A 12,736-nucleotide genomic window follows, 5' to 3' on the forward strand; every position below is an offset into this window, starting at 1 on the left:
TGCGCGCTTCAGACGAGCGCTGCGATCTTGAGCTGGTCGTCATCGAGCCAGACCTGCACGGCCTTGCCGCGCAGTTCGGCGGGGATGTCTTCCAGCACCTTGTAGTGGCCCGCGACGGCGACGAGTTCGGCATGGAACTCGCGGCAGAAGATGCGGGCGCGGGGATTGCCCTGGGCGCCCGCGAGCGCACGCCCGCGCAACGCGCCATAGATGTGGATGGAGCCGTCGGCGATGACCTCGGCACCCGCGCCCACGGCGGCGAGCACCGTCAGGTCGCGGTCCGCGGCATACACCTGCTGGCCGGAACGCACCGCGGTGGTCTGCATCAGGCCGGCACCGCCGGAGGTCGCAGGAGCGGCGGCGGGCTCGTCGGCTGCGCGCTTGCGCGCCGGCGCACGCTCGGCGGGTGCCGGGGCGGGCGCGGGTGCGGCGGGCGCCTGCGCGCCGGCCTGGCCGGCGGATTCGTACTGGGCGCGGAACCGGGCCAGCACCGGCAGGCCGAGCTCCACCGCGAGTTTCTCGTTCTCGCTGCTGCCCCAGGCCAGTGCGACCGGCAGTGCGCCGGCCTGGCGCAGCGCGTCCATCAGGGCGCGCGCGGTAGCCGCATCCGGAATGCCGGGCAGGCCGCCGAAATCCACGACCACGGCGCCGCGTTCGAACAGCTTGGGCGCGCGCAGCACGCGTTCGCGCATTTCCGCCGCGAGACGGTCGATGTCGAGCGTGCGGATGCGCAGGTTGGCGATGCCGACCTGGCCGATCTTGAGTTCACCTGCGGGTTCGAATCCGGCCGCTGCCGCGTCGTGCGCCTGGGCCATCATCAAGTACCCGTGGCCAGTTGCGCCTCGCCGACCACGCGCGGCTGCAGCAGCCACGGCTCGTCGGGCAGGGCGTCGCCGTAGTGCGAATGCACCCAGGCGTAGCTGCACAGGTCCTTGGTGAGCATGGACGCGCGGATGCCGGTCTCGGGCATCACGTGCTGGCCGACCTCGCGGAAGCCGAAGCTGCCGTGGAAGATGCGCGCCGGGTCGCTGTCGTGCTCCACGAACACCTCGCAGGCCAGCACCGGGTAGCGGAGCTCGGCATAGCTCTGGACGTCGGCGTAGAACGCGCGGCCCACGCCACCGCCGCGGCGGCGGCTGGCGACGACCACCCGGTCGATATAGAAATAGTGCGGGTAATGCGCGGCGAACCAGTGGAAATTGCTGGTTGCGTGGTCGCTGGCCGAGCCGAAGCCGACCAGGAACCCGGCCAGGGTGCCGTCACGCTCGGCGACCCGGAAATATTCGGCGGTTTCGTAGAAGCGGCGCAGCCGTCCCGAATCGAGCGGCAGGATCGAAGGGCCGGCGGCATTGTTGAGGGCAAGGACGGAATCCAGCTCGTGCTCGCGCACGTCGCGGATGACAATCGACATTCCAGACTCCGTGGAAGAAAACATGTACTGGCAACGCGGTGCCGGGGCCGAGGGGGCCATCGACGGCGGTTGCTGCCGACGGCGGGATTATCGCATGGTGCGCCGGCGGCGGGCGACCGGAGCCGCACCACGTCCGTCATGACTTCCGGGCGGCTCGGGCGCGGCCGATTGCCCCTACCATGGGGCCATGCTCGCGCGCTTCGACCACAATCGCCTGCTGCGCTATGCAGGCCTGTTCACCTGGGCGGTGATCGGGCTGCCGCTGTTGCTGCTGACCCTGCCGCAGCCCGACCGCGGCGCGCTGGAGGCGGGCGAGGTGGTGGCAGCCACCGGCGGCGGATTGGCCTGGCTGGCGTGGATGGCGTTTGGTGCCTGCTACGGATGGCTGACGCGCGCGCTCGGCCAGCGCCGGGTGACCCTGCTCGACAAGCTGCTGCTGGCGTGTCTCGCCGGCAGCGCGATCGCGATCAGCTATTACAGCCAGAGCGGCCTGGGCAGCATCCTGCTGATGGTGGTGGCCTGCGTGCTGCCGTGGCTGCTGCCGGTCTGGCAGGGCGTCGCCATGCTGGTGCTGTGCGAATTCGTGATCGTGCCGGTGTACGTGCGCGGCTTCGATTTTTCGTGGGGCGAAGCGGTGCTGCAGGCCAGCCTGTACGTCGGGTTCACCGGTTTCGCGTTCGTGACCGGGCTGGTGGCCCGGCAGCAGGCGCAGGCGCGGGACGAGCAGCGGCGGCTGAACGCCGAGCTGCGCGCCACCCGCGCGCTGCTGGCGCAAAGCGTGCGCGTCAACGAGCGCACCCGCATCTCGCGCGAACTCCATGACCTGCTGGGTCACCACCTGACCGCGCTCAGCCTGAACCTGGAGGTGGCCAACCACCTCACCAGCGGCAAGGCGCAGGAGCACGTGGGGCAGGCGCACACCCTGGCGCGCCTGCTGCTGAGCGACGTCCGCGAAGCGGTCAGCCAGATCCGCGGCAACGAGGCCATCGACATGGCCGCCACCCTGCTGCCGCTGGCAGACAACGTGCCCGGGCTCACGGTGGACATCAGCCTGCCGCGGCCGTTCCTGCTCGACGATCCCGAGCGCGCGCACGTGCTGCTGCGCTGCACCCAGGAAATCATCACCAATACCGTGCGCCATGCGCAGGCGAGCATCCTGCGCCTGAGGTACCAGGTGGAGCGCGGCGCAGTGCGCCTGGAAGCCCGTGACGACGGACGCGGGGCCGAGGGCTTTACCGCCGGCAACGGCCTGCGCGGGATGCGCGAGCGCCTGGCGGCGTACGGTGGCGAGGTCGCCGCCGAGACATCGCCGGGCCAGGGCTTCGTGCTGCGCCTGCGGCTGCCGCTCGATGACGCCACCGATATCGCCAGGCCAGTGCTCGACCCGTCCGGGCCGGGCCCCTCCCAGACCCTCCCGGAGTCGACATGAATACGCAAACCGAGACCCGCCCGCCGCCGATCCGGGTATGCCTGGTCGATGACCAGACCCTGGTCCGCCAGGGAATCCGCTCGCTGCTGGCGCTGGATGACGGCATCGAGGTGGTGGCCGAGGCCATCGATGGCCGCCATGCGGTCACGGTGATCCCCGAGTCGCGCCCGGACGTGGTGCTGATGGACATGCGCATGCCGATGATGTCCGGCCTGGAGGCCCTGCAGGCGCTGTCCGCGGCCGGGACGTTGCCGCCGACCATCATCCTGACCACCTTCGACGACGACCAGCTGGTGCTGGCCGGGCTGAAGGCCGGCGCCAAGGGCTACCTGCTCAAGGACGTGTCGCTGGAGCAGCTGGTGGGCGCCATCCGCACCGTGGCCGCGGGTGGCTCGCTGGTGCAGCCGGCGGTCACCCAGCGGCTGCTGTCGGGGCTCGAGCACATGCGCAACGAGTTCGTCAGCCTCGATCGCCCGGACCCGCTGACCGACCGCGAGACCGAGATCCTGCGACTGATGGCCTCGGGCTTCTCCAACAAGGAAATCGCCAATTCGCTGGGCGTGGCGGAGGGCACCATCAAGAACCACGTCTCCAACATCCTCAGCAAGCTGGGCGTCCGCGACCGCACCCGCGCGGTGCTCAAGGCCTTCGAACTGCAGCTCGTCTGACATTTGCCGCGCGGATCGCTCGCAGCCGCGCGGGCAATCTTGATAGGATTGGCGGTCTGCGCCCCGGCCCCGGCCGGTCCTGGTCCCGGAGAACCCTGTATGACCCGTTTGCTCGAGCTCCTGATTTCCATCGCGATCGTCGCGGTGCTGTTCGTGATCGTCGGCGTGTTGCTGCCGTCAAGCCGCCACCTCTCCGAGAGCGTCGAGACCAATCGCAAGCTCTCGATCGTGTACGACACGCTCAACAGCTTCCGTCGCTTCGACGACTGGCATCCCCTCGCACTGGGCAACGTCAAGCTCAACCGTTCGGGGCCCGATTCGGGCGTGGGCGCGCGGATCGACTACAAGTCGGAAGTCGCCAGCGGCAGCTGGGAAATCGTGGAGTCCGACGAGGACCAGCGGGTCGTCTACGCGATCCAGGACGAGAAGCGCGGCAATGACAAGCGCAGCGAGTTCAGCCTCAAGCCCACGGGCCGCAACAACCGCAACGTCGAGATCACCCAGACCTACGACGTGAAGTACGGCTGGGACCTGCTGGGCCGCTACGCGGGCCTGTACGTCAGCCGCAACATCGGTGACAGCATCAAGCTGGGCCTCGGCCGGCTGAGCAACATGCTCGCTTCGGTGCCCAACATCGACTACCGCGCCGCGGATGTCCGCCTGAGCGGCCTCGAGTTCGTGGACGTCCCGGCCGAGCACCTGCTGGTGGTCAACGCCGGCGCGGTCGAGCGCAACAACGAGATCATCAAGACCTCGATGAAGGCCAACGCCGAGTGGATCAAGCGCACCATGGACGCCAACGGCTTGGTCGCGGCCGGTCCGCTGCGCATCGTGAGCACCGAGTTCGCGCGCGACACCTACACCTTTGACGTGGTCCAGCCGGTGCGTCGCCGTGCCGCGGGCGCTGCGGCTTCCGCGCCGGCTGCTGCCGCCGACGCCGCGGCGGCCGACCAGGCTGCCGCCGCCGAGCCTGTCGAGGCCGCTCCCGCCGTCGCCGCGACCGAAGCCCTCGAAGGCCTGAACCTCATGGGCCCGGTGAGCTATGTGCACAGCGAAGCGACCCGCGTCGCCACCGGCGACTACGTCGGCTACATGGCGGAGCTGGACAACGTACGCAACGCCGTGCGCGCCTGGACCCTGACCCAGGGCGAGGAAGTCATCGGCCGCCCGTACGAGCTCTACAAGAACGGCATCGACCAGGCCTTCACCGCCGACGGCGAGTTCGAGGTGCGCTGGGTGCTCAAGCGCTGACGCACGGACGAACGTTCCAGTGAATGGTCTTGCCGCGCGCCGCATCCCAGGATGCGGCGCGTTGCGTTTGGGGCGGGCACTCGCGGCCAGTGGCGCGGTCCTCGCGTCGGCGTCCGTGGCGCTGGCCGCATACGCCTCGCACGTCGCCGCCGCGGAAGAGGGATCGCGGCTGATGCTCGCCGCGGTGTTCGCGTTCGGCCACGGGCTTGCACTGGCCGCACTGGCGCCACGCACGCCCGGTCGCCTGGCGCTGGCCGCGCTGTGCATGCTGCTGTCCGGCGTGCTGCTGTTCTCGGGTTCGCTGGCCGGCGCGCACTTTTACGGCCTGCCCACGCGCCTCGCGCCCTTCGGTGGCGTGCTGATGATGGCCGGCTGGCTGCTGCACGCCACCGCGGCGCTGCGGGACTGAGCGCGTGGCCCGACACGCCCGCGGCTACGACACCGCCGAGGCCGAGGCCTGGCTGTCGCGCCGCGACCGCAAGCTGGGCACCTGGATCCGCCGCCTGGGTCCGATCGAGCCCGATGCGCGCTGGCGCAAGTCCTTCGATCCGGTCGACGCGCTGGCGCGCGCCATCCTCTACCAGCAGCTGAGCGGCAAGGCCGCGGCGACGATCGTCGGCCGCGTCGAAGCTGCTATCGGCAGTACCCGTTTCCATTGCGACACGCTGGCGTGCATCGATGACGCCGCACTGCGCGCGTGCGGGGTGTCCGGCAACAAGGCGCGTGCGCTGCGCGACCTCGCCGAACGCGAATCACGCGGCGAGATCCCCGACCTGCGGCGGATGTCCACCCTCGACGCCGACGGCATCGTGGCGGCGCTGGTGCCGATCCGCGGCATCGGGCGCTGGACAGTGGAGATGATGCTGATGTTCCGCCTCGGCCGCCCCGACGTGCTCCCCGTCGACGACCTCGGCATCCGCAAGGGCGCGCAGCTCCTCGACCGCGCGGACGCGATGCCGACGCCGCGCGAGCTGGCCGCGCGTGGCGAGCGCTGGGGCCCGTTCCGCACCCACGCCGGCATGTACCTGTGGCGCATCGCGGATTCCGCCGCCAAGGCCTCGGCTCCGGTGAAGCGGTCCCAGGAATGATTCCGATACTCGAGTTCGATACGCCGACCTTCCACCCCGGGCGCAACACGACGATCCGCCGCGGCGACCGCTGGCATTCGGTTCCGGAAGCCCGGCTTCGCCTGCGCGACGGCAGCCTCTCCCCGCCGATGCCGCTTGAGACGGCGCTGAAGAAATTCTCGGCGCTGTCGGAGAGCGACCTCCGGTTCGAGCATGATCCGAAGTGCCGGACCCTCGAAGGGCTCCTGCATGAAATGCAGCGCATCTATCCGGGCTTCGACCCCGAAGAAGACATCACCGTCTGCCATTTCAACTTCTGACCGGAAACAGAACGGCCGCCCGGAGGCGGCCGCGTGCTGGACCCGATGGGCAGGCTCAGAAACGGAATTCACCGCCGACGGCAATCGTGTCCACGTCCACGTCCACGCCCTCGAAATCGGCCTGGCGGCGATCCCAGTTGAGCGACACGCCCCAGCGGCGGTTGAAGTCGTAGCCCACGCTGGCGCCGAAATACGGCTTGGTGGAATGCGCGTCGTCCACCACGTCCCAGTCGTCCTCGCGCACCTGCGCGGTCAGGCGCGCCATGCCGACGCGGCCGCCGACGAAGAAGCCGTGCCCGTCGGCACCGAAGTTGCGCTTCGCAGCCACGCCGATGCCGATCGACACGAGATCGATGTCGGTGTCGTTGCCGAGGTACTCGGTGTACAGCGTGCCGATATGGCCTTCGACCGCGAAGTGCCGGTTGAACCAGTAGCCGCCGCCGAACGTGGCCGACGTGTCGGTTTCGCTCTCCGAAAAGCCGGCGTAGTCGAGTTCGACATCGCTCTGGCCCACTTCTGCGCGGATGAACCCGGCGCCGCCGTCGACCGCCATGGCGGCAGGAGAAATGACAGCCAGCGCCAGCGCGGAGGCCAGGATGAGGTGCTTCTTCATGTTGATCCGTGTTCCCTGAAAGTAGGTCGCCCGTTCGTGGGCGCGCGCATCATGCGCATGCGCGCTTGCCACGTCAATCCGAGTGGATGCGTGCGCGCTGGGCGCGCGGTCATCCTCCGGGCGCAAGCACCGCCAGCAACCCGCGCGCCGCCTTGATGCGCTCTTCCGCCGTCGGCAATTCCAGGGTGATGCGCAGCTTGTCGGGGCCGTCCATCCGGTAGGCCTTTGGCTGGCCCTGCACCATGCGGATCACCGCCATCGGATCGACCGACGGCTTCTCGGTGAACTGCACGCGGCCGCCGCTCGCACCCAGATCGATCTTGCGGATGCCGAGCGCCGTCGCCGCAAGCTTCAGCTCCGCGACCGCGAACAGGTGCTTGGCCGGATCCGGCAGCAGCCCGAAACGGTCGATCATCTCCACCTGCAGCTCGCGCAGGTCATCGACCGAGCGCGCCGAACTCACGCGCTTGTACAGCGTCAGCCGCGTATGCACGTCGGGCAGGTAGTCGTCGGGAATCAGCGAAGGCAGGTGCAGCTCGACCTCGGAGCCGCGCGCCGCGGTGCCGTCGACATCGGGCAGCTCGCCGCGCTTGATCGAGCGCACCGCGCGCTCCAGAAGCTCCGTGTACAGGCTGAAGCCGACCTCGGCCATCTGCCCGCTCTGGTCTTCGCCGAGCAGCTCGCCGGCGCCGCGGATCTCCAGGTCGTGCGTGGCCAGGGTGAAGCCCGCGCCCAGCTCGTCCATCGACGCGATGGCCTCCAGGCGCTTCTTTGCATCCGCGCTGATCGAACGCTTGTCCGGCACCACCAGGTAGGCATACGAGCGGTGGTGTGAACGGCCGACGCGGCCGCGCAGCTGGTGCAGCTGCGCCAGGCCGAAGCGGTCTGCGCGGTTGATGATGATGGTGTTGGCATTGGGGATGTCGATGCCGGACTCGATGATGGTCGAGCACAGCAGCACGTTGGTGCGCTGCTTGTGGAAGTCCAGCATCACCCGCTCCAGCTCGCGCTCGGGCATCTGGCCGTGGGCGATGCCGATGCGCGCGTCCGGCACGAGCTCCTGCAGCTCGCGCTCCATGCGCCCGATCGACTCCACGTCGTTGTGCAGGAAGTACAGCTGGCCGCCGCGCGCGAGTTCGCGCTGGAACGCCTCGCGCAGCTGCTGGTCGTCCCAGGGCACGACGAAGGTCTGCACCGCCAGGCGGTGCGCGGGCGGGGTGGCGATGATCGACAGGTCGCGCAGCCCGGCCATGGCCATGTTGAGCGTGCGCGGGATCGGCGTGGCGGTGAGCGTGAGCAGGTGCACGTTGGCGCGCATCGCTTTCAGCGCCTCCTTCTGGCGCACGCCGAAACGCTGCTCCTCGTCGACGATCACCAGCCCCAGGTCCTTGAAGGCGACGTCCTTCTGCAGCAGGCGGTGGGTGCCGATGATGACGTCGATGCCGCCCTCGGCGACCTTCTCCAGCTCGACCTTGATCTCCTTGGCGGTCTTGAAGCGCGACAGCACCTCCACGCGCAGCGGCCAGTCGGCGAAGCGGTCGCGGAAGTTGCGGTAGTGCTGCTCGGCCAGCAGCGTGGTCGGCACCAGCACCGCGACCTGCTTGCCGCCGGCCGCGGCCGCGAACGCCGCGCGCACCGCGACCTCGGTCTTGCCGAAGCCGACGTCGCCGCAGACCACGCGGTCCATCGGCTGCGCCGACTGCAGGTCGCGCAGCACGGCCTCGATCGACGCGTGCTGGTCGGGGGTCTCCTCGAACGGGAAGCTCGCCGCGAACGGCTCGTACATCGCGCGGTCGAGGTCGATCGCCAGGCCCACGCGCGCCTGGCGCCGGGCCTGGATCTCCAGCAGTTCGGCGGCGACGTCGCGGACCTTCTCGGCGGCCTTGCGCTTGGCCTTGGTCCACTGCTCGCCGCCCAGCGAATGCAGCGGCGCGGTTTCCGGCGAGGCGCCGGAGTAGCGGCTGATCAGGTGCAGCTGCGCGACCGGCACGTACAGGCGGTCGCCCTTGGCGTATTCGATCTCGACGTACTCGGCGGCGATGCCGCCCGCGTGCAAGGTCACCAGGCCGCGGTAGCGGCCGACGCCGTGGTCCTCGTGGACGATCGGCGCGCCTTCCGTGAGTTCGCCGAGGTCGCGGATGATCGCTTCGGGCTCGCGCCCGGCGCGCTTGCGGCGCCGCGGCTGCGCGGCGCGCTCGGGGAACAGCTGGCGCTCCGTGAGGACGGTGACCGGCGTGCCGCCGGCCACGGGGCCGTCAAGCGCGAAGCCGTCATCGAACGGCGCCACCGCGATCGCGAACGCCGGGCCGCCCGCGGCCAGGAACTCGCCGAAGCCGGCCACGACCTTCGGTTTCAGGTCGGCGGCGTCGAGCACTTCCAGCAGCGCCTCGCGGCGGCCGGCGGTATCGGCGGCCACCAGCACGCGACCCGGATAGCTGCCGAGGAACGCCTTCAGCTCCGACGCCGGCTGCTCGTGGCGTCCGGACAGCGGCAGCTCCGGCGCGGGCTGGTCGCCGAGCGGCGCGGCCTCGGCGGCGCGCGCATGGCCGGCACCGGCCACGTCGACGCGTTCGCGGGCGTTGAAGCGCGCGCGCAGGTCGTCGGGCGGCAGCCACAGCGTGTCGGGCGACAGCACCGGGTGCTCGATGTCGTGGCGACGCTGCTCATAGCGCTCGCCCACCTGCGCCCAGAAATGATCGGCCGCCGCCGATGCGCCGTCGTCGACCAGCGGCAGCGCCTTGTCGCCGATGTAGTCGAACAGCGTGGCGGTGGCGGCCTCGTCGAAGAACAGCGGCAGGTAGTACTCGATGCCGGCCGGCGCCAGCCCGGCCTTCAGGTCCTGGAACAGCGCGCTGCGCCGGGTGTCGATGTCGAAGCGCTCGCGCAGCGCGGCCATCGCGCGCGTGGTCGCGGCCTCGTCCAGCGGCACTTCGCGGCCGGGCATCAGCTGCACCGCGTCGACCTTGTCCAGCGAGCGCTGGCTCTCGGGATCGAAGGCGCGGATGGTGTCGATGTCCTCGTCGAACAGCTCGATGCGGAACGGTGCGGCGGCGCCCATCGGATATACGTCGAGCAGGCCGCCGCGCACCGCGAAGTCGCCGGGGTCGAACACCTGCGGCACGTTGCGGTAGCCGGCCGCCTGCAGGCGGTGCTTTTCGGCGTCGAGGTCGAGGCGCTGGCCGACGCGCAGGTCGAAACTGTTGCCGACCACGTACGACAGCGGCGGCAGGCGCTGCATCAGCGTCTGCACCGGCACCACCACGATGCCGCGCGCCAGCGTCGGCAGCCGGCGCATGGTCGCCAGGCGCTGGGAAATGATGTCCGGGTGCGGGCTGAAGCGGTCGTAGGGCAGGGTTTCCCAGTCCGGGAACGCCAGCACCGGCAGCCCCTCGTCGCCAGCCAGCAGGGTGTGCAGGTCGGCCTCCAGCTGGGTCGCCGCGTGGTTGTCGCGGGCCACGGCGAGCAGCACACCGCCATGGGCACGCGCGGCGCCGGCCACGAACCAGGCCAGCGCGGAGCGCGACGCCGGCGCGCGCCACCAGGCGCGCGGTCGGCCGGGGCCGGGCAGCGGCGGGACGGGAAGAAGGGGGAGGAGGGAGCTGGGCTGGGGCTTGTCGGTCATCGGCACTTCAGAACAACGACAGCGCCGGAGCGGTCGATCCGCTCCAGCGCAAGGCCGACCAGTTTACCCGCGGTCGGCGGCTCCGCCCTCGCCGGGTCCAGCCTCGGCGGGCGCGGCAGCCGCGCCGTTGGTGGCGGGCGGCGTGAGATCCAGCACCGCCTGCACCAGCCCGTCGGTCTTGCCGGGGGTGCGGCTGAAGCCCATGGAGTCGAGCAGGGCCAGCATCGGTGCGTTGTCCTCGCGCACTTCGCCGTACACGCTGTCGAGCTTCTTGCCGCGCGCCCAGCGCACCACGCGTCGCATCAGGTGGCGGCCCAGGCCCATGCCGGCCACGTAACTGCTGACCAGCACGGTGAACGCCGCATCGCGCGTGCCCGGCACCACCGCCACCCGGGCCACGCCACCGATCAATGCCTCGCCCGGGGGCAATGGCTCGGACACCACCAGCGCGAACTCGCTGCGGGTGTCGGGGTGGGTCATCCGGTGGGCGAGTTCGGGCGTCATCTCCGGCACGTCGTCGAGGAAGCGCTGGCGGACTTCTTCCGGCTGCAGCAGCTCGAAGCCGGCGCGCAGCGCGGGTGCGTCGTCGGGCCGGATGGGCCGGATGACGATGTTGCGGCCGTTGGCGAGGCGGACTTCCTCGTGCCAGGGCGGGAGACGGTTGCGAGCGACCATGGGCGGATGCTCGCACGGTCGAAGTGAAGCCCTTTTTTACATGGCCGGCGGCGGCCGGCCGATCACTCCGGGCCGCGCAGCCACTGCACGCGCGACGAGGCACCCTTGCCGCCGATCGCACCGGCCAGCGCGGCCAGCGCGGGGGTCAGGGCGGCGTCGAACTTCCAGGGGGCATTGACCACCACCAGGCCGCTGCCGTTCATGCGCAGCGGCGAGTCGTCGGGCCGCACCAGCAGCTCGGACACCAGCACCGACTTGGCCGGCAGGTCCGCCGCGCGACGTTGGAACGGCCCCAGGGTGCGGCGCAGCTTGATCGGATACCACAGCGCGAAGACCCCCTGCGGGAACCGCCGCAGGCCTTCGCGGATCGCGGCCAGCGCGTCGTCGAACTCGGCCAGCTGGGTTTCGTAGGGCGGGTCGATCAGCACCAGGCCGCGGCCGATGCGCGCGTCGCCGTCGCGCGGCGGCAGCAGCGAGCGCATCGCCGCATAGCCGTCGGTGGGCAGCACGCGCACGCGACGGTCGTGCTCGAAGCCTTCCGCCAGCACCGTGGACTCGGCCGGCTGGATCTCGCAGCAGGCGATGCGGTCCTGCTCGCGCAGGGCGTGCGCCAGCAGCCAGGGCGACCCGGGGTAGGCATCGCTGCCGTGCGCCTTGCGGCAGGCGCGCACCGCGGCCAGGTAGCGCGTGACCGCGGGTACGCGCGGATCCTCGGCCAGCAGGCGCTCGATGCCTTCGTCGGCCTCGCCGGTGCGCAGCGCGGCGTCGGCGCGCAGCCGGTAGCGACCGCGGCCGGCGTGGGTGTCCAGCGCGAACAGCGGCGCCGGCTTGGCGGTGAGGGCGTCGCACAGCGCCAGCAGGACGACGTGCTTGAGCACGTCCGCGTGGTTGCCGGCATGGAAGGCGTGGCGGTAGTTCATCGCGCCAAGGATACGCGGGCGGGCCCTTGGCCGCGGGTATGCTTTGCCGCGATGACCGCCGATACCGCCATCCGCTCCACCGTGCTGCTGGTCGAGGACGACCTGGCGATCGCGGAGACCATCCTCTATCCGCTGCGCGCGGAGGGCTTCGCCGTCGAGCACCACCTGCTGGGCGGCGGCGTGGCGGAGCGCGTGCGCGCCGGCGGCATCGACCTGGTGCTGCTGGATGTCGGGCTGCCGGACGTGGGCGGCTTTGAAGTGTGCCGGCGGCTGCGGGCGTTCAGCGCCCTGCCGGTGGTGTTCCTGACGGCGCGCAGCGACGAGTTCGACCGCGTGCTGGGCCTGGAGCTCGGCGCCGACGACTACATCGCCAAACCGTTCTCGCCGCGCGAGCTGGTGGCGAGGGTGCGCGCGCGCCTGCGCCGGCATCCGGTCGCGGACCGCGACGGCAGCGATGGTGTGCGGCGCAGCGGGCGTTTCGAACACGATCCCGAGGCACGGCGCATCGCGTTCGCCGGCGTGCAGCTCGAGCTCACCCGCTACGAATACGCGCTGCTGGCGGAACTGCTGCGACGGCCCGGCGCGATCCTCAGCCGCGCCCAGCTGCTCGACCGCGCCTGGCACGACGCCGGCGAAAGCGGCGAACGCACCATCGATACCCACGTCAAGACGCTGCGCGGCAAGCTGCGCGCCGTGGATGCCGCGGCCGACCCGCTGCGCACCCATCGCGGCGTGGGCTATTCGCTCGACGTCGGCTGAG

The 12,736-nt window shown here is 70.7% G+C and carries 12 protein-coding genes and 1 pseudogene; 7 read left to right on the forward strand and 6 right to left on the reverse strand.

Annotated elements, in window-relative coordinates:
* Positions 1–8 precede the first annotated feature (8 nt).
* Positions 9–815 (reverse strand): septum site-determining protein MinC, encoded by an 807-nt coding sequence (minC, locus tag JGR64_RS04435; protein ID WP_199375357.1) that lies wholly within the window; start codon positions 813–815, stop codon positions 9–11.
* Between the two features lie 2 nt (positions 816–817).
* Positions 818–1,411, reverse strand: a complete 594-nt coding sequence (locus tag JGR64_RS04440) for a GNAT family N-acetyltransferase (RefSeq protein WP_199375358.1) — start codon at positions 1,409–1,411, stop codon at positions 818–820.
* Between the two features lie 187 nt (positions 1,412–1,598).
* Here JGR64_RS04440 and JGR64_RS04445 point away from each other — a divergent pair, with 187 nt between their 5' ends.
* From JGR64_RS04445 to JGR64_RS04470, 6 genes are all read left to right on the forward strand, one after another.
* On the forward strand, positions 1,599–2,840 hold the full coding sequence (locus tag JGR64_RS04445; RefSeq protein WP_199375359.1) for a sensor histidine kinase: 1,242 nt from the start codon (positions 1,599–1,601) through the stop codon (positions 2,838–2,840).
* A complete protein-coding gene (locus JGR64_RS04450; RefSeq protein ID WP_182822075.1) occupies positions 2,837–3,508 on the forward strand; it encodes a response regulator transcription factor in 672 nt (223 codons plus the stop codon). Before JGR64_RS04445 ends, JGR64_RS04450 begins: the two co-directional genes overlap by 4 nt.
* A gap of 99 nt (positions 3,509–3,607) precedes the next feature.
* Entirely contained in the window at positions 3,608–4,759 is a 1,152-nt protein-coding gene (locus JGR64_RS04455) for an SRPBCC family protein (protein ID WP_199375360.1), read from the forward strand.
* A 61-nt stretch (positions 4,760–4,820) separates the two neighbouring features.
* Positions 4,821–5,168: a DUF423 domain-containing protein gene (locus tag JGR64_RS04460; protein ID WP_233348383.1), complete on the forward strand. Its 348-nt coding sequence runs from the start codon at positions 4,821–4,823 to the stop codon at positions 5,166–5,168.
* 4 nt (positions 5,169–5,172) lie between these two features.
* Positions 5,173–5,847: a DNA-3-methyladenine glycosylase 2 family protein gene (locus tag JGR64_RS04465; protein WP_199375361.1), complete on the forward strand. Its 675-nt coding sequence runs from the start codon at positions 5,173–5,175 to the stop codon at positions 5,845–5,847.
* Positions 5,844–6,146, forward strand: a complete 303-nt coding sequence (locus JGR64_RS04470) for a hypothetical protein (protein WP_199375362.1) — start codon at positions 5,844–5,846, stop codon at positions 6,144–6,146. Before JGR64_RS04465 ends, JGR64_RS04470 begins: the two co-directional genes overlap by 4 nt.
* Before the next feature lie 55 nt (positions 6,147–6,201).
* Here JGR64_RS04470 and JGR64_RS04475 read toward each other — a convergent pair whose 3' ends face one another.
* The 4 genes and pseudogenes from JGR64_RS04475 to rlmJ form a co-directional block, all read right to left on the reverse strand.
* On the reverse strand, positions 6,202–6,759 hold the full coding sequence (locus JGR64_RS04475; RefSeq protein WP_199375363.1) for an outer membrane beta-barrel protein: 558 nt from the start codon (positions 6,757–6,759) through the stop codon (positions 6,202–6,204).
* 109 nt (positions 6,760–6,868) lie between these two features.
* The gene (gene mfd, locus JGR64_RS04480) at positions 6,869–10,381 is read right to left on the reverse strand and encodes a transcription-repair coupling factor (RefSeq protein ID WP_199375364.1); all 3,513 of its coding nucleotides are present in this window, start codon (positions 10,379–10,381) and stop codon (positions 6,869–6,871) included.
* 144 nt (positions 10,382–10,525) lie between these two features.
* A pseudogene (locus tag JGR64_RS04485) lies at positions 10,526–11,056 on the reverse strand (GNAT family N-acetyltransferase); the annotation flags it as partial.
* 62 nt (positions 11,057–11,118) lie between these two features.
* Positions 11,119–11,976 (reverse strand): 23S rRNA (adenine(2030)-N(6))-methyltransferase RlmJ, encoded by an 858-nt coding sequence (rlmJ, locus tag JGR64_RS04490; RefSeq protein WP_199375366.1) that lies wholly within the window; start codon positions 11,974–11,976, stop codon positions 11,119–11,121.
* 51 nt (positions 11,977–12,027) lie between these two features.
* Here rlmJ and creB point away from each other — a divergent pair, with 51 nt between their 5' ends.
* Positions 12,028–12,735 (forward strand): two-component system response regulator CreB, encoded by a 708-nt coding sequence (gene creB / locus JGR64_RS04495; protein ID WP_199375367.1) that lies wholly within the window; start codon positions 12,028–12,030, stop codon positions 12,733–12,735.
* The last annotated feature ends 1 nt before the right edge of the window (position 12,736 follow it).

Source organism: Luteimonas sp. MC1572, assembly GCF_016615815.1.
Taxonomy (GTDB): domain Bacteria; phylum Pseudomonadota; class Gammaproteobacteria; order Xanthomonadales; family Xanthomonadaceae; genus Luteimonas.

Coding starts and splice junctions, on each gene's coding strand:
- minC (WP_199375357.1), bottom strand. CDS start 815: ATGGCCCAGGCGCACGACGCGGCAGCGGCCGGATTCGAACCCGCAGGT.
- JGR64_RS04440 (WP_199375358.1), bottom strand. CDS start 1,411: ATGTCGATTGTCATCCGCGACGTGCGCGAGCACGAGCTGGATTCCGTC.
- JGR64_RS04445 (WP_199375359.1), top strand. CDS start 1,599: ATGCTCGCGCGCTTCGACCACAATCGCCTGCTGCGCTATGCAGGCCTG.
- JGR64_RS04450 (WP_182822075.1), top strand. CDS start 2,837: ATGAATACGCAAACCGAGACCCGCCCGCCGCCGATCCGGGTATGCCTG.
- JGR64_RS04455 (WP_199375360.1), top strand. CDS start 3,608: ATGACCCGTTTGCTCGAGCTCCTGATTTCCATCGCGATCGTCGCGGTG.
- JGR64_RS04470 (WP_199375362.1), top strand. CDS start 5,844: ATGATTCCGATACTCGAGTTCGATACGCCGACCTTCCACCCCGGGCGC.
- JGR64_RS04475 (WP_199375363.1), bottom strand. CDS start 6,759: ATGAAGAAGCACCTCATCCTGGCCTCCGCGCTGGCGCTGGCTGTCATT.
- mfd (WP_199375364.1), bottom strand. CDS start 10,381: ATGACCGACAAGCCCCAGCCCAGCTCCCTCCTCCCCCTTCTTCCCGTC.
- rlmJ (WP_199375366.1), bottom strand. CDS start 11,976: ATGAACTACCGCCACGCCTTCCATGCCGGCAACCACGCGGACGTGCTC.
- creB (WP_199375367.1), top strand. CDS start 12,028: ATGACCGCCGATACCGCCATCCGCTCCACCGTGCTGCTGGTCGAGGAC.